The following is a 22,201-nucleotide window of genomic DNA, read 5'->3' on the forward strand; positions in this document are numbered from 1 at the left end:
GCTTCAGCCGCTGGCATGGATAAGTCGTGCCCCCTATTCAAAAATTATACAGAAGCCAGGGTGTGGATCGGTCCGGCATCAAAGCAAATACTTATACATTTTTATTGCATATAAATTCACATAGTGGCAAGGTAAGCCCATGCCGCTTGATGGCGATAATAATAAGTGTGACAGACGGGAGCCTCAGAAATGAAAAAGTTAGTACTGGTCGCTTTACTTGCCAGCGCCTTTAGCGCCACGGCTGCGGATAAAATCAGCTTCGCCGCTTCGGCGACCTACCCGCCGTTTGAATCCCTCGACGCCAGCAATCAGATCGTCGGTTTTGATATCGATCTGGCCAAAGCATTATGCAAACAAATGCAGGCCGAGTGCACCTTCACCAACCAGGCGTTCGACAGCCTGATCCCGGCCCTCAAATTCAAAAAATACGATGCGGTGATCTCCGGGATGGACATCACGCCGGAGCGCAGCAAGCAGGTGGCCTTTACCACCCCTTACTATGCCAACTCCGCGGTGGTGATTGCGAAGAAAGGCGCCTACACCTCGTTCGATCAGCTGAAAGGCAAGCGTATCGGTATGGAAAACGGCACCACCCACCAGAAGTACCTCCAGGACAAGCACCCGGAAGTGAAAACCGTGGCCTATGACAGCTACCAGAACGCCATTATCGATCTGAAAAGCGGTCGTCTTGACGGCGTGTTCGGCGACACCGCCGTGGTCAATGAGTGGCTGAAAACGAACCCGCAGCTGGGTACCGCCACGGATAAAGTGACCGATCCGCAATACTTCGGCACCGGGCTGGGTATCGCCGTGCGTCCGGACAACATTGCGCTGCTGAAAAAGCTTAACGACGCGCTGGAAGCCATCAAAGCTGACGGCACCCTGAAAAAAATCAACGACCAGTGGTTCCCGCAGTAACCCCCTCTCCGCGAGCAGCGTCTGTGTTGGCGCTGCTCGCACTGCTACGACGTTTGTAACGCCCCTGCATTTCCCGCCTGACGCAGCTGCTTGCGATACTGCAACGGCGTCTCGCCCAGCCGCTTCTTAAAACAGCTAATGAAATAGGTGGTATCAGAAAACCCGACCCGCTGCGCGATGTCGCTGATGCTCCAGGGACACTCGTGGCGCAGCATCTCGCACGCTTTGCGCAGGCGAAAGCTGGTGAGATAGTCGTGAATTTGCTCTCCCGTCTCCTGCTGAAAGCGCCGCGACAGATAGCTCGCCGAGCGGTTCAGCTCCTGCGCCATCTCCGCCAGCTTGAACTTGCGTCCGTAGTGCTCCTCCACCCAGTACATCACCTGCGTCGACAGGGTCGCGCTGGTGCGCGGTGCTTCGGAGGCGCTTTCGGGCAGCAGGGTGAGCAGCTGGAGAATAAAACAGGCGACGTGCTCGTCCTCGCACTGCCCGCGATTGAGCAGCGGCTCATAGTGGGCAAAAACGTGATCAATATGCGGGTGAACCGCCGCCAGGTCGTACACCTGCGCCCGGCTGCCGCGCTGGCTCAGGGCGGCGAAACGCGCCTGACGCCGGGGGAACGGCGTCAGCAGGCGGTCCATAGCGTGCGGATCAAGGTGAATCACCGTGCGCCGGTAGCGGTCGCGCGCCGCCTCTTCCACCATCACTTTGTGCAGCGACAGCGGCGGGAACAGAAACAGCCGCCCTGGCCGCATGGTGTAGTGCTGGTTATCGACGATCGCCACCCCGGCTCCCTCCTCGACGTACAGCAGCTCAAGGCATTGATGCCAGTGATGATAGCGAATTGAATTGGCGAACAGCCGACTGAACGACAGAATGGTGTCGTTCAGCGGAATCGGCTCCAGCAGAGATTTTTCGCAGGGGTTTTTCACAGGACAACCATTTTCAATTTTTGGCTCTACCCGACGAGTTATAAACCATAGTTTTAAATTTTCCTGAACAACGTGCTGTTTAATGTTGCGCCCTGTGACGCAGCTAACATTTGCGCCCCGGCTCCGTTGCCTATTCTCATTGCCATTCATCGTCCGGCACACGCGGCATTCGTGCCGCTGGCGGGCGGCAGAGCAAGGAACGAAGAGGCACAGTATGGCTAACGGGCAGGCGAAAAACGCAAATCCATTGACCACCCGCCAGCAGGTGGCAGACCAGCTCACCCTGCTGCTGCGGGCGCTTGACGCACAGTTTGACGCGGGCGCTACCGGTATCACGCTCGGTGACACCTGCGCCCATTACGGGCCGGAGATCGCCCGCATGGAAGGGCTGTCGCGGGCACTGTGGGGCGTCTTCCCGCTGCTCGCCGGGGGCGATACGCTGCCGGAGGCGGAGAAATACCTCAGCGCGATCCGCGCCGGTACCGATCCGCAGCACCCCGGCTACTGGGGCAACACCGGCCCGTACGATCAGCGGCTGGTCGAGATGGCGGCCTACGGCTATGGCCTGGCGCTGCTTGACGGCAGGCTGACGCGTCACTTCTCCGCCCGTGAACGGGAGAACCTGTTTACCTGGCTGAGCCAGATCGACGACGCGCAGATGCCGGACAGCAACTGGAACTACTTTGCGATTCTGGTGCAGCTGGGCTTTAAGCGCGCCGGACTGCCGTGGAAGCGTGAGGCGATTGAACGCCGTTTCGCGATGATGGAGGCCTACTATCTGGGCGACGGCTGGTATTCCGACGGTCCGGGACGGCCTAAAGATTACTATATCTCAATGGCGTTCCACTTCTACGGCCTGCTCTACGCCACCCTGATGGCCGATGACGACCCCGAGCGCGCCGTTACCCTGCGCAGCCGCGCCAGCCTGTTTGCCGCCGACTTTATCTACTTCTCGGCCACCGACGGCGCCTCGATCCCGTTCGGGCGCAGCCTCACGTACCGCTTTGCGATGGTCGCCTTCTGGAGCGCCGCCGCGTTCGCCGGTCTTGAGGGGTTCTCTCCCGGCGTGGTGAAGGGCATTGTGCTGCGGCACCTGCGCTGGTGGTTCGACAAACCGATCCTTGACCGCGACGGTATCCTGACCCTCGGCTATGCCTGCCCCAATCTGGTGATGTGCGAGGACTACAACTCCCCCGGCTCGCCGTACTGGGCGCTGAAAACCTTTTTGATCCTTGCCCTGCCGGAATCGCATTCGTTCTGGCAGGCCGAGGAGCAGCCGCTGCCCACGCTGCCACGCACTCGCGCTATTAAGGCCGCCGATCAGCTGCTGGTTCACAGCGAAGCCTCCCGGCACGCCTGGCTACTGACCTCCGGACAGCTGGAGCTGAACAACTACGTCAACACCGAGGCGAAATACACCAAATTCGCCTACTCCTCGGTGTTCGGGTTCACCCTTGAGCGCGGGCGCTACGGCATCAGGCATGCCGCCTGCGATTCGATGCTGCTGCTGAGCGAGCACGACGGCTACTACCGCGGGCGACGCGGGTGCGACAGCGTTCAGACCACCGACACCCACATTCTGTCGCACTGGTCCCCCTGGCACGACGTGCATGTTTCAACCTGGCTTATCCCCTGCGGCGACTGGCACGTGCGGGTGCACCGCATCGACAGCGCGCGGGCGCTCGACAGCGTTGAAGGCGGGTTCGCGGCCATCCACCAGCCGGGCGTCACGGAGGTGGATGAACGCCCCGGTGCGACGCTGATTACCAGCGCGATTGGCAGCAGCTGCATCGTCGATCTCGCTGATCCGACGCCGCGCGCGGCGGGCCACGTGGTCACGCCTCCTAACAGCAGCATCATGTTTGCCGAATGCGCCGTCATTCCGCACCTGCGCGTTGACCTTCAGCCCGGCGTGCACTGGCTGTGCTGCGCGGTGGCGGCAGGCGTGACGGCACCGATTTTACCGTCCGCGGCACCGCGGCTGACGCGCAGCGCCGATGCCCTGTGCGTCACGCTGGACGGCCGCGAAACGATGATTTCCCTTTGATAGCAAGACCATCCTTCTCTCTGGCGAGGCCCGTATGAAAAATATTACTGCGGCAAACAAAAAAGAATATTTCAAGATCAGTACCTTTATCTTCCTCTATTTCTTCACCTGGTCGGCGAGCATCGGTCTGCTCGCCATCTGGCTGGGGCAAAAAACCAACCTGAGCGGGTCGGTGATCGGTACGGTGTTTGCGGTCAACGGCATCTTTTCGGTGATCTTAAAGCCAATCTACGGCTACATCCTCGATAAGATCGGCATGAGCAAGTACCTGCTCTACTTCGTGGTGGGCATGTCTGCGCTGATGGCGCCGTTCTTTATCTACGTCTACCAGCCGCTGCTTATCTCCCACACCATGCTGGGGATCATCGTCGGGGCAATCTACCTGAGCTTCGCCTGGTACGCCGGGGTCGCGGCCTGCGAGTCCTACACCGACCGCTACAGCCGGCTCAACGGCATGGAGTTTGGTCAAATCCGCATGTGGGGCTCCCTTGGCTGGGCGGTGGCGTCCTCGTTCTCCGGCCTGCTGTTCAACCTCTCCCCGGCCTGGAACTTTATTCTTGGCAGCGTCACCTCGGTGGTGATGCTGATCGTGCTGCTGAGCCTCAAGGTTAATGCCCACACCGCCAATGCCAGTGAGGTGCTGTCGAAGCAGAAAATTGTGTTCAGCGATGTGGTGGAGCTGATGCGCAGCCGCAAATTCTGGGCCTTCTGCCTCTACGTGGCGGGGGTTGCCTGGATGATGTTTATCGCCGAGCAGCAGTTCTCCCGCTACTTCGTCACCTTCTTTGACGACGTACAGCAGGGCAACGCGGTGTTCGGCTATCTCGGCACCGTGCAGTCCGGGATGGAGTTCCTGATGTACATGGTGATCCCGCTGTTCGTGAACTACGTCGGGGCCAAAAAAGGGCTGCTGATCGTCGGGCTGGTGGTGGGCGCGCGCCTGATTATCTCCGGCGTGTGCGACTCGCACCTGCTGATTTCGGTGCTCAAACCGCTCTACGGGCTGGAGATCTGCCTGCTGCTGGTGTCGGTGTTCAAATACATCGCCGAGCATTTCGACAAGCGCGTCAATGCCACCATGTATCTGCTCGGCTATCAGGCGATGCTCTACGTCGGTAACGTGGTGATCTCCTCCCCGGCGGGCTACCTCTATGACCGCATCGGCTTCGAGCAGACCTACATTCTGATGGGTGCCATTGCCCTCACCTTTACCCTGATTTCGGCCTTTACCCTGTCGGCGTGCCAGAGCAAACGCGACGGGAGCTACGTCGAACCTGAACATGCCGAACCGGTGAAGAACTAACCTGCCAGCAAAAGGAGCAGACCATGCTGCACGATATCGCTTACGAGCCTCTCACGCCCCCGCCCGCGTCCGGTAATGCACGCACCGCGCGGCACGAGACGCTGCTGACCACTCGTCGCTATGTGCTGGAGCGCCTGAAGGGCAACCTGGCGATCTTCGGGGATAAATTCCCGGCGGAAACCTGCAAGGAGGGGCGCTATCCGCTGACCGACAACGTCGAGTGGACCACCAGCTTCTGGACCGGGCAGATGTGGCTGGCCTGGGAGATGTCCGGGGATGAAACCTTCCGCCGCGCCGCGCAGAAACAGGTGCGCTCGTTCGGGCTGCGCATCGCCGGCCGCCATGACACCAACACCCACGACCTGGGGTTTCTCTATACCCTCTCCTGCGTGGCGGACTGGCGGCTGAACGGTAACCGCGAGGCGCGTGGCTTTGCGCTGCTCGCCGCCGAGGCGCTGCTGGAGCGCTATCACCCGAAGGCGCAGATTATTCAGGCCTGGGGCAACCTCGACGATCCCGAGCAGGCGGGGCGCATGATCATCGACTGCAACATGAACCTGCCGCTGCTCTACTGGGCCAGCGAGCAGACCGGCGATCCGCGCTTCGCCGAGGTGGCAAAAGCGCACGTGCGCCAGGCAGCGCGCTATCTGGTGCGCCCGGACGCCTCATCCTGGCACACCTACTACATGGACCCGGTCAGCGGTGAGGCGCGCTTCGGCAACACCCAGCAGGGCTACGCCGATGACTCCTGCTGGTCGCGCGGCCAGGCGTGGGGCATCTATGGCTTCCTGCTGAGCTTTATCTATACCGGCGACAAGGAGATGGTGACGCTGTCGAAGAAGGTGGCGAACTACTTCCTCAACCGTCTGCCGGAGGATGGCGTCTGCCACTGGGATCTGGCGCTGCTCGGAACCGACGCGCTGCGCGATTCCTCATCAGCGGCCATCGCGGTGTGCGGCCTGCTGGAGTTGGTCAGCCACCTGCCGGTTACCGACCCGGATCGTGATACCTACCAGCAGTGGGCGGAGCATATTATGGATTCGCTTAACCGCGACTACCTGATTACGCCGGACGACAGCGGCACCGGGCTGCTGAAGCACAGCGTCTACCATCTGGCGAGCAACAAAGGCGTGGACGAGTGCTGTAGCTGGGGGGATTACTTCTACGTGGAAGCCCTGATGCGGATGACGGGGGTGTGGAAGCGTTACTGGTAGGGGATGGGCGCGATGGCAAGATGAGCGGTTTATGTCTGTCGGGCAAGGTTCCGTTCACCGGGACACCGCACTTCCCTGTTACTCAGGGCGCCCGTGAACGGGCAAAGGTGGCTCGCCGCCGCCCCCTTCGCAATCCCGGCTCCCGGCCAAAAAACCGGCCCTGCGGGCTTCCCTTGCCTCCGGCGTTTCGCTCCGGTCGGGCGCGATACCCCATCCCGGGGCTCGCGCCCTCTGGCGGTTCCCGACCGCCAGCCCGGACTCAACGCCTGCGCCGCGGCGGTTTTGATGCCGGAGGGATCCACGCTTCGGCTTATCCGTTCATGGTGGTAGTTCCAGACCGGGTAATCTTGCGCACCCGCCGTTTACCTTGCACCTACGGATTAGCGCCGTACCAGCAGCGTCAGCACTTCGTAGTGCGCAGTGTGCGGGAACATATCGAACAGCTGCACGCGCACCGCCTGATAGTCGGGCAAGTGGTCGATATCGTCGGCCATGCTGCGGGCATTGCAGCTGGAGTAGAGGATGTAGGGCGGTGCCATGCGGTTGAGGTATTCGCACAGCGCACGGCCAATGCCGCGGCGCGGCGGGTTAACCACCACCAGGTCCGGCGTCGCGTCCTGCGCGGTGGCAAACTGCGTGGAGTCCAGCGCCTGGAAGTGCACATCGTGCAGGCCCAGCATGGCTGCCGACTGGGTTGCGCTTGCGATGGCCTCTGGCGCAATCTCGATGCCGGTCAGCCGCATTTCCGACGTGGCGCAGTGCAGACCAAAGCCCCCCACCCCGCAGAACAGATCCCACATGTGCTTCACCGGCAGCGCCCGCACCCAGTCGCGTGCCGTGGCGTACAGCGCAGCGGCCACCACCGGGTTGGTCTGAAAGAAGCTCTGGGGCCGGATCCACAGCGGCACCCCGTTGAAGTTTTCGGCCAGCGAGCGCTGTTCGGTGAGCCAGATCTCCTGCTCGCCCTCCATGATCGCCATATGCACCGGCTGAATATTCGCGGTAATCACCCTGAGCTGCGGCAGTTCGGCCTGTAGCCCCGGCAGCGCGGCGCGCAGCTGCTCAAGCTTTGCCTCAGAGCGCAGCACAACGCGCAGCATCATCCCGCCATCCTGCTGGCTTTCGGTGAGCAGCAGATACTTCAGCTCGCCGCGCTTGCGCGCCACGTTGTAGGGCGTCAGGCCGGCGCGGGCGATAAAGGGTTTCAGGGCGGCAAACACCGGGGCAAACGAGGCCGGATAGAGCGGGCAGTCGGTGAGATCCACCGGCGTCCCGTCGCGGTGCAGCATACCGAACAGCGGTTTCTCCACGCTGCCGCTGACCACCATTTTCGCCTTGTTGCGAAACGCCTGTTCCGGCCCGCTGACCGGCGCGCACCACTGGTCCACCGGCACCTCAGCCAGCAGCTGATGCAGGTCGTTCATTTTGGCGGCGAGTTGGGCCTCCATCGGCTGTTCAATCCACTGACAGGAACGGCAGCGCCCGGCGTCATAGAGTGCGCAGTGCATAGCAAAAACCTAAACAAAAAAGCGGACGGGGATTTTAGCACGTCGCGGCATTACTGCAGCCGGAAAAAGCGTCGGCTCTCTTCGGGCATAAACAGCAGCAGCACCACCAGAATATCGGGCAGCTTTTGCATGATAAGGGAGGTGAAAATCTCGCGCGGCGTCTCGCCGGCGATGCTGAACAGTTCCGGGTAGCCAAAGCCGAGCGAGGCCGCGCCCAGATAGCCGGCGGCGATAATCTGGCTCACCATGTAGATCCAGCGTCCCCAGTTACGCCCTTTCATGATCACGAAAGCGCAGCGAAACTCGATGCACAGCAGCAGCAGGCTGGCGAGGAACACCAGCGTCAGGCTCCAGGTCTGCACGCTGCGGTGAACGAAATCGGACACCCCGCGCACGCCGAGCATGTTGAACAGCATAAAGAGATCGAGACAGCGGGTTGAGATGATAGCAATAGCCGCCACCTGCACCAGCGCAGGAGCGTTAATACGGGCATGTGACTGACGTTGCTTACTGAACCATTCCACGAGTTGTGCATCCCTTAAGCCAGGCCGGAATTACCCTGGGTGTCTCTACGCCGGGAGAGATATCGGGGCGAATTACCGCCCCGACTGCACATATTTGCAGACTTTCTGCGATTCAGCCATGTTTTGCGCGCTGGATATCACGCAGGCGCTGCTTTTCTGCGCGCGCCATGATCAACCACGCAATAAAACCAATCACGCCCACCACCCCAAGGATGATGGAGGCCAGGGCGTTGATCTCCGGATTGACCCCCATGCGCACGCTGGAGAATACCAGCATCGGCAAGGTGGTCGCGCCAGGCCCCGAGACAAAACTGGCGATCACCAGGTCGTCCAGCGACAGGGTAAACGCCAGCAGCCAGCCGGAAACCACCGCGGGCATGATCATCGGCAGGGTGATAACGAAGAACACCTTGAGGGGCGCCGCGCCCAGATCCATCGCCGCCTCTTCAATAGAGCGATCCAGCTCGCGCAGCCGCGAGTTGATCACCACCGCCACGTAGGCGGTACAGAAGGTGACGTGCGCCAGCCAGATGGTGAGCATGCCGCGCTCCGCCGGCCAGCCGATGGCGTGCCCGAGCGCGACAAACAGCAGCAGCAGCGACAGCCCGGTGATCACATCCGGCATCACCAGCGGGGCGGTGAGCATAAACGCAAAGCCGTTGGCGCCGCGAAAGCGCCCGAAGCGCACCATCACCACCGCCGCGATAGTCCCGAGTATCACCGCCATGGTGGCGGCACAGGCGGCAATGGTCAGGCTCAGCCCCACCGCGCTCATCATGGCGGTGTCGTGGAAGAGCTCGCTGTACCAGCGGGTTGACCACCCGGCCCACACCGTCACCAGCTTCGAGCTGTTAAAGGAGTAGATCACCAGCATTAGCATCGGCGCGTACAGGAAGGTGAAACCGAGCACCAGAATCAGGGTGCGCCACGGGGAGCGCACGACCGGTAAGTTATTCATCCGTTATCCCCCACGGTTTTGTTCTGATGCTTGTGGAACCACATGATCGGCACAATCAGCAGCAGCAGCATGACAATGGCGACCGCCGAGGCCACCGGCCAGTCACGGTTGTTGAAGAACTCCTGCCACAGCACGCGGCCAATCATGATACTGTCCGGGCCGCCCAGCAGCTCGGGGATGACAAACTCCCCGACCGCCGGGATAAACACCAGCATCGAGCCGGCGATAATCCCGCCCTTGGTCAGCGGCACGATGACGCTGAAAAAGGTTTTCAGCGGGCGAGCGCCGAGATCCAGCGAGGCCTCTACCAGCGAATAGTCAATGCGCGTCAGCGCGGTGTAGATGGGCAGCACCATAAACGGCAGATAGGCGTAGACGATCCCGATATAGACCGCGAGATTGGTATGCAGAATGGTCAGCGGCTCATCAATCACCCCAAGCCACAGCAGCACGTTGTTCAGCACACCGTTGTTTTTCAGGATGCCCATCCACGCGTACACGCGGATCAGGAAGGAGGTCCAGGAGGGCAGGATCACCAGCAGCAGCAGGATATTCCGGGTGGACGGCTTGCTGTGCGCCACCGCCCAGGCCAGCGGATAGCCGAGCGCGAGGCAGCACAGGGTCGAGATGCCCGCCACCTGCAGCGACTGCAGATAGGCTTCAATGTAGAGCGGATCGTCGGTGAGCTGAATGAAGTTGCCGAGGTTAAGCATGATGCTGAGCTGCCCGTCGGCCCACTCCACCAGATTGGTGTAGGGCGGTATCGCCCGCGCCATCTCCGCGAGGCTTATCTTAAAGACGATAAGAAACGGCAGCAGGAACAGCAGGATCAGCCACAGATACGGCAGCGCGATCACCAGCTTGCGGCCGTGCGCCATCTGTATGCGCGCCAGCCATAGCCGCATACCACCCGGCGGATGGGCGGCAGGCGGCGGTGCGTCATGACGGTCAAAGATACTCATCGCGCCCCCTTAAACGGTAAGAACCACACAGCTGTCGGCATCCCAGCACAGGCGCACTTCATCGCCCCAGGTCGGCTGGCCTTTGCGATAGCGGTGGTCGTTTTGCAGCTGGGCGCTGATCATCTGCCCGCCCTTGAGGCGCACGTGGTAGATCGACAGGTCGCCCAGGTAGGCGATATGCACCACTTCGCCGACGGCAAAGTTGTAGCCATCGGCCGGCGGCTCGTCGCACAGCATCACTTTTTCCGGGCGCAGCGCCACGAAGACCGGCACGTTGTCCATCACCGAGGCATCGGGATCGACCTTCAGCGGGTGAATCAGCCCCGGTGCGTCAATCACCAGACCATCCTCCTCGCGCGCCTTCAGCAGCCCTTCGAAGACGTTGACCGAGCCGATAAACTCCGCGCTGTAGCGGGTGGTCGGGTGCTCGTAGATCTCCTCCGGTTCGCCAATCTGCACGAACTTGCCGCGGTTCATGATGGCAATACGCCCGGCCATGGTCATGGCCTCTTCCTGATCGTGGGTCACCATCACGCAGGTCGCGCCTACGCGCTCCAGGATATCCACCACCTCAAGCTGCATCCGGTCGCGCAGTTTTTTATCCAGCGCGCCCATCGGCTCATCAAGCAGCAGCAGCTTGGGACGCTTGGCAAGACTGCGCGCCAGCGCCACGCGCTGCCGCTGACCGCCGGAGAGCTGGTGCGGCTTACGCTTTGCAAACTCCTGCATGTGGACCAGGCTCAGCATCTCGGCGACGCGCGCGGCGATGTCGGCTTTCGGCAGCCGATCCTGCTTCAGACCAAAAGCGATGTTCTGCTCCACCGTCATATGGGGAAACAGGGCGTAGGACTGGAACATCATATTGACCGGGCGCTGATAGGGCGGCACGTGCGCCAGATCGACGCCGTCGAGCACAATCTGCCCGGCGGTGGGCTGCTCAAAGCCTGCCAGCATGCGCAGCAGCGTCGATTTCCCGCAGCCCGATGCGCCCAGCAGGGCAAAGATTTCGCCTTTATAGATGGTCAAGCTGACGTCGTCCACGGCGTGCTGGCCGTCGAAGGATTTGGTCAGGTTGCGGATTTCCAGCAGCGGGGTCAGCGCTTTCGGGTTTTTCGCCTGTGGGCGGGGAATAGCGTCGTTCACTCGGTGTGATCTCCGGCAAAAGCGGTAAACCTGTGCGGCCCGGTTGCCGCACAAATGAGAGGACAGAGACCACTGGCCTCTGTCCATTCTGGGGCAGTCTGCCCTGCCCCGGTGCACGTGACGTACTGTAAACGCTTAGTTATTTGCCACTTTTAACTTTAGTCCACGCGCGGGTTCTCACGCGGTCTATTTTCGGCTCCTGCACCTTGAGCGTGAACATTTTGGCGCGCACGTCATCCGGCGGGTAGATGCCCGGATTGTTGCGCACTTCCGCGCTCACCAGCTCGGTTGCCGCTTTATTGCCGTTGGCGTAGAACACGTGGTCGCTGATGTGGGCGATCACGTCCGGACGCAGCAGGTAGTTGAGGAACTGGTACGCCTCTTCTTTGTTTTTGGCGTCAGCCGGCATGGCGAAGACGTCGAAGAACGCCAGCGCGCCCTCTTTCGGAATGCTGTAGGCCACGTTGACACCGTTCTTCGCTTCTTTCGCGCGGTTCGCCGCCTGCAGCACGTCACCCGCCCAGCCTACCGCCACGCAGATGTCGCCGTTGGCCAGATCGTTGATGTACTGGGAGGAGTGGAAGTAGCGAATGTTCGGACGCAGCTTGAGCAGCAGGTCGGTCGCCGGGCCGGTGTAGTCATCCGCCTTCATGCTGTTGGGATCTTTGCCCAGATAGTTCAGCACGGTGGCAAAAATCTCTTCCGGGGCGTCCAGGAAGGAGACGCCGCAGCTCTTCAGCTTTTCAAGGTTTTCCGGCTTAAGCACCAGATCCCAGCTGTTCACCGGCGCGTCGGCGCCCAGCGCGGCTTTAACCTTATCGACGTTGTACCCAATGCCGGTGGTCGCCCACAGGTACGGCATGGCGTATTTGTTATCCGGGTCGTGGCGGGCAATCAGCTTGAGCAGCTCCGGATCGAGGTCTTTCCAGTTCGGCAGTTTGCTTTTATCGAGCGGCTGGAATACGCCGGCGGTGAGCTGGCGCTCAAGGAAGCTTGCCGAGGGCACCACAAGGTCAAACCCGGTGCTGCCGGCCATCAGTTTGCCTTCCAGCACTTCGTTGGAGTCGAAAACGTCGTAGACCACCTTGATGCCGGTTTCCTTGGTGAAGTTAGCCACCGTGTCCGGCGCGATATAGTCAGACCAGTTATAGACGTGCAGCGTCTTTTGTTCAGCCGCAAGCGTGCTGGCAGAGAGGGCCATCAGTGCACCGGCAACCACACCCGACAACCATTTTTTACCTTGGGTGGACATATCTCTTTCCTTCTCATAAAGGGTAAAAGCCCGCTCGCCGGGCTAACACATCGCCTTCAGGGATATGCAATTTTCGTGCATATCTGCTCACTGCGCTAAAAAAAAGATAACCGCTGCTCTGCGGGGACGCCGCACCGTTTTCACAGCGAGCGCAAGAATAACTGTAGCCAGAGTTCGAGGCTATAGCCCGGATTAAAAAACGCCTTTTATCAATTTTTTATGCAGATTTTGTCTATGCGCCCGGCTGAAATGGCGCGATAGCCAGTGATTTACACTGTGAATAGCGGAGTAAGGCAGCATTAAAGCGTGTGTTACGCAGCCGCGATGGCAGCGACTGCGTGTAATTCAGGCAGGATCAGTGAAGAAAATGGTTATGCACTTCGCGCTGGCCCGCCTCGTCTTCTTCGGCGGTATACAGCAGATGATGGGCGCTGGCTTCGAGGATCACCATGGAGATCTGCTCTTCGCTCTGGCGCATAAAGGCGGCGAACTGCTCGGGGGTCACCCCGACCGAGGCGGATAACGACTGGCACACCACCAGCTTTGGCAGGTTGTCATCCTGGATATCCAGGAAAGCTTTAACCGTCAGCGACCCGGCGTTGATGGCCGAGAGATCGCAGGCCAGCGGCAGCAGCGCCGAGGGTTTGACCTCCGCCAGCGCCGAAAACAGGATCACGTCATCAACCAGATCGATTTTGGCGTCAAACACGCCGTCGAAGTTCTGCATGTGCGGCAGGTGCAGCGCCTGACAGGTATCGCACTCAAAAAAACTCACGCCAAGCGAGTCAAGCCAGCTACGCAGGGTGTCCAGAGAAGGGACGACAAGTGAGTCCATAACGCGTGATACCTCTACAACGATGTCAATAATCGGCATAGCTTACGCAAAAAGCGGGTCACATACCACGCTCGCGCAGCGAATAGCCCGTTAACCGCCGGTTTTCAGGCAAAAACCCGGTTGCGCCTGGCGCTCTGCCCACTTGATCATCAGCGTGGCGATATCAATGCCGGTGGTCTTCTCAATGCCTTCCAGCCCCGGCGACGCGTTGACCTCCATCACCAGCGGCCCCCGGCTGGCGCGCAGAATATCGACCCCGGCGACGTCAAGCCCGAGGGTCTGCGCCGCTTTGATGGCGATCGCCCGCTCCTGCGGCGTGATGTTGGCAATGCGCGCCACCCCACCGCGATGCAGGTTGGAGCGAAAATCGCCCTCTTTTGCCTGGCGCTCAATGGCCGCCACCACCTCGTCGCCCACCACCAGACAGCGAATGTCGCAGCCTTTCGCCTCTTTTATATACTCCTGCACCAGGATGTGGGCGTTGAGCCCGCGGAACGCGTCGATCACGCTCTCCGCCGCCTGACGAGTCTCCGCCAGCACCACACCGATCCCCTGGGTGCCCTCCACCAGCTTCACCACCAGCGGCGCGCCGCCGACCATCTCGATCAGATCGCTGGTGTCGTCCGGCGAGTGCGCAATGCCGGTCACCGGCAGATCGATACCCTCGCGCGCCAGCAGCTGCAGCGAGCGCAGCTTGTCCCGCGCCCGGGTAATGGCCACCGATTCGTTCAGCGGGTAGCTGCCCAGCACTTCAAACTGGCGCAGCACCGCGGTGCCATAAAAGGTAATGGCCGAGCCGATGCGCGGAATGACGATGTCGTAGTGCGGGAGCTGCCGTCCTTTGTAGTGCATCGAGGAGGAGAGCGGATTGATGTTCATATAGCAGGAGAGCGGGTCGAGAATATCCACCAGATGACCCCGGCGGGTGGCCGCTTCACGCAGATGCTTGCAGGACCAGAGCGTGCCGTCCCTGGACAGAATAGCGATTTTCACCCTTTACCTCACTGTAAAAGACCGAAAAAAACCTGCGTATCATACACGCCCCCTCGCAGGCCGCGAAGGGGCGTTTGCACAAGATAGCCCTGTTACGTCAGGGTTAGCGGGTGGCCCATCCCTGCTTGTGGAGATACTCCAGTATGAAGGGACGGCTCTCTTTAATGATAGTGCGACGGATATGGTCGCTCCAGGTATCGCGGCGGGTGTTGCTGCCACGGGTGAGATAGTACTCCGCCAGCTGGTCGTCGTACTGCGCCAGCAGGGCTTCATCCATCGGCTGATAGTGGTTCTCATGCACCAGCATCCCCGCCGGCATGCGCGGTTTCACTTGCGGGTTATCCGCCGGCCAGCCCATGCACATCCCGAACAGCGGCAGCACGTGTTTCGGCAGCTTCAGCAGCTCGGTCACCTCGTTAATGCTGTTACGGATCCCGCCGATGTATACCGCGCCAAGGCCCAGGGACTCTGCGGCGATCATGGCGTTTTGCCCCATCATGGCGGTATCCACCACCCCGAGCAGCAGCTGTTCGGCAAGGCCGAGCTGGGCATCGGGGCAGATTTGCTGGTTGCGGTTAAAATCGGCGCAGAACACCCAGAACTCGGCGGCCTTCGCAACATGCTCCTGACCGCCGGTCAGCGTGACCAGCTGCTGGCGCATCGCCGGATCGGTAATGCGGATAATAGAACTGGCCTGCAGAAAGCTTGAGCTGGAGGCCGATTGCGCTGCGGCGATAATCGCCTCCCGCTGCGCCTGGGTGACAGGCTCGTCAGTGTAGTGGCGAATGGAGCGGTGGGCGCAAAGCAGATCGATAGTCGGCGTCATCTCGTCTTTCCTTTAATTTCTCTCAGTACGGGGGTGTCACCGTTCGTGATGCGGCAAAATGCGACCGCTGTCACAGACAATGCAGCAGGGAGTATAGCGTGCTTCAGAAGGTGCGGGAGTGGCGAAACGAAGCCTGAGACCCGAATCACAGGCGCGGCGGCCCGTAATCCAGGGTACGGTCAGAGATGTTGACGGCGCTTCGCGCTGCGGTGAAAACGCAACAGCGAGCGAAAGAACAAGAAACACAGCGCGCCGAGCGCGCACCAGAAGACACCGCTGAACAGCCACGCCAGCTGCTGCCACACCGACCGCAGCGGCATTTGCCACAGGTGCATCATCACCAGGCAAACCGGCAACGCCAGTATCGCGCCCAGCAGCGGCGCGCTCAGGCGACGGTGCCGCGAGAAGTAGCTCGCCACGGCGCCTGGCACCACGAACAGCAGCAGACCCAGTTCAGGTACATCAGGGGTATTGAAAACCGCCTGGCCTTTAAGATGGAGTGAAACGCAGACCACAATAAAGAGTACGAAACAGCAAACCATACCTCCCCACCCTTTAATTCGCATCACTGTCATCCCCTCGAATATTCACGGTTTCGTACAACGCACAACCCAGGCGGCTGGCACCTGGAGAGATAAAGCGTGGCGGCACTCCATGCCTGAAAAAGGATTCAATTTGTTACTCTATTCTCGCTGGCTGTTAACCGTCGTTGCGATTAAACTAGCGGCGCTCGTCGATGTTGTCTGACGATATATTTTCGAATACAGGATTTTCTTATTTGGATCTATTGACCGGCAAAACATTAGCGTAAAAAACCACACCTTTCAACAGCTTACTGGTAAACAAGAAGTTAGCCTCCGTGAATATAAACGTCGCAGAATTGTTAAACGGGAATTACATACTGTTATTGTTTGTGGTACTGACCCTCGGTCTGTGCCTGGGTAAATTACGCCTGGGCTCGGTGCAACTGGGTAATTCCATTGGTGTTTTAGTCGTCTCTTTATTGCTCGGTCAGCAGCACTTTTCGATTAACACCGATGCGCTAAATCTGGGCTTTATGCTGTTTATTTTTTGTGTCGGCGTGGAAGCCGGGCCGAACTTTTTTTCTATTTTTTTCCGCGACGGCAAAAATTATTTAATGCTGGCGCTGGTGATGGTCGGCAGCGCGTTGCTGATTGCCCTGGGTCTCGGGAAGCTGTTTGGCTGGGATATCGGCCTCACCGCCGGGATGCTGGCCGGCTCAATGACCTCCACGCCGGTGCTGGTAGGGGCGGGTGACACGCTGCGCCATTCGGGCATGAATGAGAGCCAGCTGGCGCTGGCGCTCGACCACCTGAGCCTCGGCTACGCCCTCACCTATCTTATTGGCCTGGTCAGCCTGATTTTCGGCGCGCGCTACCTGCCAAAATTACAGCATCAGGATCTTCAAACCAGCGCCCAGCAGATCGCCCGCGAGCGCGGCCTCGACACCGACGCCAGCCGCAAAGTGTTTCTCCCGGTGATCCGCGCCTACCGCGTCGGGCCGGAGCTGGTGGCCTGGGCAGACGGGAAAAACCTGCGCGAGCTGGGCATCTACCGTCAGACCGGCTGCTACATCGAACGTATTCGCCGCAACGGCATTCTCGCCAACCCGGACGGGGACGCGGTACTGCAGCGCGGGGACGACATTTCGCTGGTCGGCTACCCGGACGCCCACGCCCGCCTCGACCCCAGCTTCCGCAACGGTAAAGAGGTGTTCGACCGCGACCTGCTCGACATGCGCATCGTCACCGAAGAGATTGTGGTGAAAAACCATAACGCGGTAGGCCGCCGCCTCGGCCAGCTCAAGCTCACCGACCACGGCTGCTTCCTGAACCGCGTGATCCGCAGCCAGATTGAGATGCCGATTGACGACAACATCGTGCTCAACAAGGGTGACGTGCTGCAGGTGAGCGGCGAAGCGCGCCGCGTAAAAACCGTTGCCGACCGCATCGGCTTTATCTCGATTCACAGCCAGGTCACCGACCTGCTGGCGTTCTGCGCGTTCTTTATCGTCGGGCTGATGATCGGCATGATCACCTTCGAGTTCAGCTCGTTCAGCTTCGGCATCGGGAACGCCGCCGGCCTGCTGTTCGCCGGGATCATGCTCGGCTTCCTGCGCGCCAACCACCCGACCTTCGGCTACATCCCGCAGGGCGCGCTGAATATGGTGAAAGAGTTTGGCCTGATGGTCTTTATGGCGGGCGTCGGCCTCAGCGCCGGGGCGGGCATCACCCACAGCCTCGGCGCGGTCGGCGGCCAGATGCTGATTGCCGGGCTTATCGTCAGCCTGCTGCCGGTGGTCATCAGCTTCCTGTTCGGCGCCTGGGTGCTGCGCATGAACCGCGCCCTGCTGTTTGGTGCACTGATGGGAGCACGCACCTGCGCCCCGGCGATGGAGATCATCAGCGATACGGCGCGCAGCAACATCCCGGCGCTGGGCTATGCCGGTACCTACGCCATCGCCAACGTACTGCTGACCCTGGCGGGGAGTATGATCATCATTTTCTGGCCGGGGCTGGGGTTGTGACAGGGGTCATTGAAAAGCAGGAAAAATTATTTTTCGCAACCCGCGAACTTTTTTCCCGGGCGCCAGTCTGAATTAGTGCCACTGCTTTTCTTTGATGTCCCCAATTTGTGGAGCCCATCAACCCCGCCGTTTTGGTTCAAGGTTGATGGGTTTTTTATTGGGTGCGATTTGAGGGTCCTTTCGAATCAGCCGCTTACTTACCAGCTAAAACCTATCGCGAAGCCTTCGCAGCTTCCTTGTGACTGATTGTTTCACTTTCCCTCTCCTTAAAGTTATCCCCTCCAGTCGACAAACGACCGCACGTAGAACCAGGAGGACGTGAACAACATCCGTCAGTCCATGAAAAGTGCCACAGGACCGGGCTGCTTCCGTAACCTGTTCATGTACTCGCCCAACGGCAAGAAAGATGGGTTTCAGATCATTCCACAGTCAGAGGTGACGGCGAAGGATAAATTTCTGAACATCAAGAACGTCAGCCGGGGTGATGTGATGGCAGCGCATCGCGTTCCGGCGCAAATGAGGGGGATTATGACGAGTAATGTTGAGGGGATGGAGTTGGGGATGTAGAGAAGGCCAGTAAAGTTTTTTATTAGAAATGAATTGCGACCACTTCAAAGCAGGTTTGAGGAATGAAATGGCTGGTTAGATGATGAAATAATAACTTTCCAGCCATATGCTTATAGTGAGTAAATACATCTCAAAAGATAAATATTTTTTTATTTCCATTAAGGAATTGTCGCGATAGTATCACCATTACTCATTCGTAATGGTGATATACGCTCAAACTGCCATCTTGGTATCCTATCACTCTCTTCCAGTTTTTTGACATGAACTTTCAGTTCTTCTGGGGTTTGAACTCCAAGCAATGATTTTATCCTAGAGAAATAATTCTTCGACACTGCTTTTGCAAAAATTTCAAATGGGAAATAACCTTTTGCATAAAGTAACGTTACTGGCCACCAGAATGAATACGAATCTTGATAAATAATGGTAGATCGGAGGTAGCATAAAAAGTCAGCTTGATGTAAATCAACACAATTTATCGGCAATGAGTGACATCTCTCGTTTAAAAGATCTGAATGTAATGAGAGTCGGCCAAGTTTTTTTGAATCATTCCGCCACTGAAGAATTGTGACATGCTCCCGTATTGCGGTATAAGCAGTTAAAGGTTCGTCATGACGAGCCAACCTGCCAGAGACATAATACCCTTCAAATAAACCAAGACAGTCTTCAAAAAGTTCATTTTTAAGTAATGCAGCTATAGAATATAAGTACAACTCATGAACAATAAACTTATAATTGTCGAAATCATCACTATTGTATGCATTGGCTTTTTGCAGTGGGCAATAATAATTCAAAACATGTTCGAAAAAGGAGTGCAGCCTTTTAATATAGCCACCACTCATATTATATCTTGCTGCTAAAAATATCAAATTAACAAATTCATTTCTTGCCGGAATAAACGATTCAATATTTTTAAGAAAAGCTTCATCGGGCTCATCTTGGTCAGAGATATGAAAGCGGATTCTTTCTAAATTATCTGCCAACACCGATAAATACTCATCAAAACATCCTACAGCTGTTGGCTTTCCATTACGAATGGCATCCATGGCACGTGAGTAGTATGCAGAGGTCCCTAAGGATACATCGGGAGACTCATCAAGGAATGAAGGTTTTTTCCCAATTTCTGGTTTAATAAATATAGGTTTATCGAAAATCCATCTGAGTATCTTTTCTAAACCATCAGATTTTGAATTTTGATCGGTCATATCAATAAAAAGCCTTCCTCTATAAAAGGTTGGAACGTAATATTGACCTTGCTCATCTTTTTCAGTAACCACTACTACAAATTTCGTTTGATCAGCTGAAGAGTAAACTTCAGGAGATATTATTTGTGTTTCAGTTCCAACGCCACCCTTTCGGTCATTTGCTTTCTGAGAGTATCCTTTATCGCTAATAATTAGGACTTTATTGATACTTTTATCATTCACCATGCTTTCCATGAATGAAAAAGAGTCCTGACCATTCCGAAGACACCATTTATCGATTATAACATCCACGCCAGAGCTGACTAAGTCCTCGGCTAATTGTATTACAAAATCTTCATGCTCAGGTGTAGTCCAACTATAAGATATAAAAAGTTTCGGTGGTTGAGTTTCCATATTCACTCCAATTAATATTTTTATATATATCACGAAGAAAAAATAAGAATAGCAGCATCATCTTCGACTGATGCTCCAACCTAAGATCGGCACATATGTTATACGCCAACACAAGTGTCACGTCTATGAATGAGAAACCTTTTCATACTTCAAATTAACATGCTAGCGCGCTCGTATCCCCACTATGCCTGCCCGCTTTATGTTGTGATGTTCATTCACCAGCAATACATGAGCATTAACATGCTAGTCCTCCCAGCAAAAATGAGCCTCAGACGCTCATGAGATTTCATGCAGCATAGACGAGCACTGCTGATAGGCTGAACAGCATCAGTTTAAAATTCGCTTGGACTTCAGCCTTACAATAGCAACGGGCGGCCTACCGCAACAAGCAAGCGTCTGAAGGGAAACTAGCTTTCGTCATCAATGCATCTCTTAGCTCTTGAAAAAATCCAACATGAAAATTGCTGAAAATTTATATTCGGTTAGGTATGATTCTGACTTACTTAAGATGACAAGCGAAAATGAACATGCCTATATTATTTTTTATATTCATCGGAATACTGACGGCAATTTTTTGGGAGGATGTCAGCAAGAATATAGCTATTATAGGCAGCCTATCTACAGCTTTAGCCTTTATGGCAACAGCATGGGCTGCGTTAGAAGCAAGAGCGAGTGCTAAAGCTGCATTGAAAGCAGTCGAAATCACAGCCAACTCATTACTCGAAACGAAAAAAAGCTCTTTTAAACAATGGCTTGAACTTTTATTTGAGCAACATGACTCACTTTATGACGAGGTAAAAAAGGAATTAGGTTCCGATAGCGTTTTAAAGGCAAAAATAGACATGAATCTTGCAAACGCCTTTTATTACGCACTAACAAAAAAACCGACCCTAATTAAATATGTAAACCTTATAATCTCCATACTCAATTATATAGATCAAGAGTTCTATAAAAATACCATTAATATCGATGAAAGAAAAAAGTACGTAGAGCAATTAAGTCACAGAATTGACTCGAATGTTAAACTGGCAATTGCAATTCTTGGCTTACGGATCGATAACAATAGAACATTCAATCAAGATAAGCTCTACTTACTGTTGACAAAATATGACTTTTTCGAAAACGAACCATTCTTCGATAAAACATTTGAACAAATAAATAGTCTTGAGCACTATATTACAGTCACATTCAACAACGAATATAGATCCACTATTGAAAACTATGTAAACCTGATGATTCAAGAAAGAGAAAGCGGCATATCAATCCCAATTAAAAACAATGATTCAAATCGGTATCAAAGATTAAATTTTGTTATATACTGGGCATATAAAAACATTTGCGGAGACATTATTAGAAAGGCCTTTAATGAGCTTCCCGTGTTTATGAGAAATTATATTGAATACAGAACTGAGAATGCACCAGAAGAAATCAAAAAAATAATTAGTGGTGCCTCTAATCTGATCGGCTGCACCATAGATGTCTCTCCATCGAAAACAATAACATTACGAAACGAAAGGCATTTAGTTCATTTGGTTCATTTTTACTTTAAAAAAAGAGATAAAATTTCTGCACGTACCACATTAATTTCTTGCTCATCGTCTAGTATTTACTTGGATCAACTTGTTACGAAAATGGAGGATTATAAACTAAACATTTCTTTTTTAAAGCTAAAAGATGAATCAGAAAAAAGTAAAGTTATTGATAATATTATTATAATTGTAGAAGAATTGATAAATGGCTATCAGTCCAGCCTTGATAAATACATACCACAAAAATATGCAATTAAGCAAAACACAACACAAAACTTGCAAGCATAATAAAATATTATTATCTATTTGATATATAATAACGTCAAGCTGGTTCATTACTAAACAATAGTCTTTATAGCGAATTCATCATTCCGCTTCTTGTTAGAAGCGGATATTTTTTTGATGAAGATATCGGAACTTGTTAAAAATGGGCAAACTATTTTTTAACTATGATATTAGATCAAAGATTAAAATCATCATTCCATTGCTCTACTCAGGTGAATAGCAATAAATAATGCATATTGCCTAGAAGCAAAATATATTCTCTAGT

General features: G+C 55.9%; 18 protein-coding genes and 1 pseudogene. 7 read left to right on the plus strand and 12 right to left on the minus strand.

Features of this window, described 5'->3' with window-relative positions:
• Positions 1 to 189 precede the first annotated feature (189 nt).
• Positions 190 to 918, plus strand: a complete 729-nt coding sequence (gene artJ / locus DW58_RS07270) for an arginine ABC transporter substrate-binding protein ArtJ (protein ID WP_024547765.1) — start codon at positions 190 to 192, stop codon at positions 916 to 918.
• Between the two features lie 44 nt (positions 919 to 962).
• Here the strand turns inward: artJ and DW58_RS07275 are convergent, their stop codons facing one another.
• Entirely contained in the window at positions 963 to 1,847 is an 885-nt protein-coding gene (locus DW58_RS07275; RefSeq protein WP_024547764.1) for a helix-turn-helix transcriptional regulator, read from the minus strand.
• A 214-nt stretch (positions 1,848 to 2,061) separates the two neighbouring features.
• Between DW58_RS07275 and DW58_RS07280 the strand changes: the two genes are divergently transcribed.
• From DW58_RS07280 to DW58_RS07290, 3 genes are read left to right on the plus strand one after another with little or no spacing between them, the layout of a single operon-like run.
• Positions 2,062 to 3,894 carry a DUF2264 domain-containing protein gene (locus tag DW58_RS07280; protein WP_024547763.1) on the plus strand — a complete coding sequence of 611 codons (1,833 nt, stop codon included), beginning with the start codon at positions 2,062 to 2,064 and terminating at the stop codon, positions 3,892 to 3,894.
• A 34-nt stretch (positions 3,895 to 3,928) separates the two neighbouring features.
• Positions 3,929 to 5,197 carry an oligosaccharide MFS transporter gene (locus tag DW58_RS07285; protein WP_024547762.1) on the plus strand — a complete coding sequence of 423 codons (1,269 nt, stop codon included), beginning with the start codon at positions 3,929 to 3,931 and terminating at the stop codon, positions 5,195 to 5,197.
• 23 nt (positions 5,198 to 5,220) lie between these two features.
• Positions 5,221 to 6,411 (plus strand): glycoside hydrolase family 88 protein, encoded by a 1,191-nt coding sequence (locus tag DW58_RS07290; RefSeq protein WP_024547761.1) that lies wholly within the window; start codon positions 5,221 to 5,223, stop codon positions 6,409 to 6,411.
• Between the two features lie 380 nt (positions 6,412 to 6,791).
• On the opposite strand, the gene rlmC is transcribed toward DW58_RS07290, so the two are convergent.
• The 10 genes from rlmC to DW58_RS07340 form a co-directional block, all read right to left on the minus strand.
• Positions 6,792 to 7,919: a 23S rRNA (uracil(747)-C(5))-methyltransferase RlmC gene (gene rlmC, locus DW58_RS07295; protein WP_024547760.1), complete on the minus strand. Its 1,128-nt coding sequence runs from the start codon at positions 7,917 to 7,919 to the stop codon at positions 6,792 to 6,794.
• Positions 7,920 to 7,969: 50 nt separating this feature from the next.
• The gene (locus tag DW58_RS07300; protein WP_024547759.1) at positions 7,970 to 8,443 is read right to left on the minus strand and encodes a YbjO family protein; all 474 of its coding nucleotides are present in this window, start codon (positions 8,441 to 8,443) and stop codon (positions 7,970 to 7,972) included.
• 112 nt (positions 8,444 to 8,555) lie between these two features.
• Positions 8,556 to 9,401, minus strand: a complete 846-nt coding sequence (gene potI / locus DW58_RS07305) for a putrescine ABC transporter permease PotI (RefSeq protein WP_024547758.1) — start codon at positions 9,399 to 9,401, stop codon at positions 8,556 to 8,558.
• Positions 9,398 to 10,363 carry a putrescine ABC transporter permease PotH gene (potH, locus tag DW58_RS07310; RefSeq protein WP_024547757.1) on the minus strand — a complete coding sequence of 322 codons (966 nt, stop codon included), beginning with the start codon at positions 10,361 to 10,363 and terminating at the stop codon, positions 9,398 to 9,400. The genes potI and potH overlap by 4 nt, the downstream gene beginning before the upstream one ends.
• Before the next feature lie 9 nt (positions 10,364 to 10,372).
• On the minus strand, positions 10,373 to 11,506 hold the full coding sequence (gene potG, locus DW58_RS07315) for a putrescine ABC transporter ATP-binding subunit PotG (protein WP_029696433.1): 1,134 nt from the start codon (positions 11,504 to 11,506) through the stop codon (positions 10,373 to 10,375).
• A gap of 139 nt (positions 11,507 to 11,645) precedes the next feature.
• A complete protein-coding gene (potF, locus tag DW58_RS07320; RefSeq protein ID WP_024547755.1) occupies positions 11,646 to 12,758 on the minus strand; it encodes a spermidine/putrescine ABC transporter substrate-binding protein PotF in 1,113 nt (370 codons plus the stop codon).
• A 355-nt stretch (positions 12,759 to 13,113) separates the two neighbouring features.
• Positions 13,114 to 13,593 (minus strand): type III secretion system chaperone family protein, encoded by a 480-nt coding sequence (locus DW58_RS07325; protein ID WP_024547754.1) that lies wholly within the window; start codon positions 13,591 to 13,593, stop codon positions 13,114 to 13,116.
• A gap of 90 nt (positions 13,594 to 13,683) precedes the next feature.
• Positions 13,684 to 14,586: a 30S ribosomal protein S6--L-glutamate ligase gene (gene rimK, locus DW58_RS07330; RefSeq protein ID WP_024547753.1), complete on the minus strand. Its 903-nt coding sequence runs from the start codon at positions 14,584 to 14,586 to the stop codon at positions 13,684 to 13,686.
• 103 nt (positions 14,587 to 14,689) lie between these two features.
• The gene (nfsA, locus tag DW58_RS07335) at positions 14,690 to 15,412 is read right to left on the minus strand and encodes an oxygen-insensitive NADPH nitroreductase (RefSeq protein ID WP_024547752.1); all 723 of its coding nucleotides are present in this window, start codon (positions 15,410 to 15,412) and stop codon (positions 14,690 to 14,692) included.
• 179 nt (positions 15,413 to 15,591) lie between these two features.
• Positions 15,592 to 15,978: an inner membrane protein YbjM gene (locus DW58_RS07340; protein ID WP_024547751.1), complete on the minus strand. Its 387-nt coding sequence runs from the start codon at positions 15,976 to 15,978 to the stop codon at positions 15,592 to 15,594.
• 293 nt (positions 15,979 to 16,271) lie between these two features.
• On the opposite strand from DW58_RS07340, the gene DW58_RS07345 reads away from it, so the two are divergent.
• Together DW58_RS07345 and DW58_RS07350 are read left to right on the plus strand one after the other, a co-directional pair.
• A complete protein-coding gene (locus DW58_RS07345) occupies positions 16,272 to 17,960 on the plus strand; it encodes an aspartate:alanine antiporter (RefSeq protein WP_024547750.1) in 1,689 nt (562 codons plus the stop codon).
• Between the two features lie 306 nt (positions 17,961 to 18,266).
• Positions 18,267 to 18,593 (plus strand): annotated as a pseudogene (locus tag DW58_RS07350) (phage portal protein); the annotation flags it as partial.
• A gap of 92 nt (positions 18,594 to 18,685) precedes the next feature.
• Here DW58_RS07350 and DW58_RS20010 read toward each other — a convergent pair.
• A complete protein-coding gene (locus DW58_RS20010) occupies positions 18,686 to 20,122 on the minus strand; it encodes an SEFIR domain-containing protein (protein ID WP_071789222.1) in 1,437 nt (478 codons plus the stop codon).
• Between the two features lie 527 nt (positions 20,123 to 20,649).
• On the opposite strand from DW58_RS20010, the gene DW58_RS07355 reads away from it, so the two are divergent.
• A complete protein-coding gene (locus DW58_RS07355; RefSeq protein ID WP_152525621.1) occupies positions 20,650 to 21,939 on the plus strand; it encodes a hypothetical protein in 1,290 nt (429 codons plus the stop codon).
• Positions 21,940 to 22,201 lie beyond the last annotated feature (262 nt).

The sequence above is a fragment of the Siccibacter turicensis LMG 23730 genome (assembly GCF_000463155.2).
GTDB classification, from domain to species: Bacteria; Pseudomonadota; Gammaproteobacteria; order Enterobacterales; family Enterobacteriaceae; genus Siccibacter; species Siccibacter turicensis.

Coding starts and splice junctions, on each gene's coding strand:
- potI (WP_024547758.1), bottom strand. CDS start 9,401: ATGAATAACTTACCGGTCGTGCGCTCCCCGTGGCGCACCCTGATTCTG.
- potH (WP_024547757.1), bottom strand. CDS start 10,363: ATGAGTATCTTTGACCGTCATGACGCACCGCCGCCTGCCGCCCATCCG.
- DW58_RS07280 (WP_024547763.1), top strand. CDS start 2,062: ATGGCTAACGGGCAGGCGAAAAACGCAAATCCATTGACCACCCGCCAG.
- artJ (WP_024547765.1), top strand. CDS start 190: ATGAAAAAGTTAGTACTGGTCGCTTTACTTGCCAGCGCCTTTAGCGCC.
- DW58_RS07340 (WP_024547751.1), bottom strand. CDS start 15,978: ATGCGAATTAAAGGGTGGGGAGGTATGGTTTGCTGTTTCGTACTCTTT.
- potF (WP_024547755.1), bottom strand. CDS start 12,758: ATGTCCACCCAAGGTAAAAAATGGTTGTCGGGTGTGGTTGCCGGTGCA.
- rlmC (WP_024547760.1), bottom strand. CDS start 7,919: ATGCACTGCGCACTCTATGACGCCGGGCGCTGCCGTTCCTGTCAGTGG.
- DW58_RS07325 (WP_024547754.1), bottom strand. CDS start 13,593: ATGGACTCACTTGTCGTCCCTTCTCTGGACACCCTGCGTAGCTGGCTT.
- DW58_RS07290 (WP_024547761.1), top strand. CDS start 5,221: ATGCTGCACGATATCGCTTACGAGCCTCTCACGCCCCCGCCCGCGTCC.
- DW58_RS20010 (WP_071789222.1), bottom strand. CDS start 20,122: ATGGAAACTCAACCACCGAAACTTTTTATATCTTATAGTTGGACTACA.
- DW58_RS07355 (WP_152525621.1), top strand. CDS start 20,650: ATGCCTATATTATTTTTTATATTCATCGGAATACTGACGGCAATTTTT.
- DW58_RS07285 (WP_024547762.1), top strand. CDS start 3,929: ATGAAAAATATTACTGCGGCAAACAAAAAAGAATATTTCAAGATCAGT.
- nfsA (WP_024547752.1), bottom strand. CDS start 15,412: ATGACGCCGACTATCGATCTGCTTTGCGCCCACCGCTCCATTCGCCAC.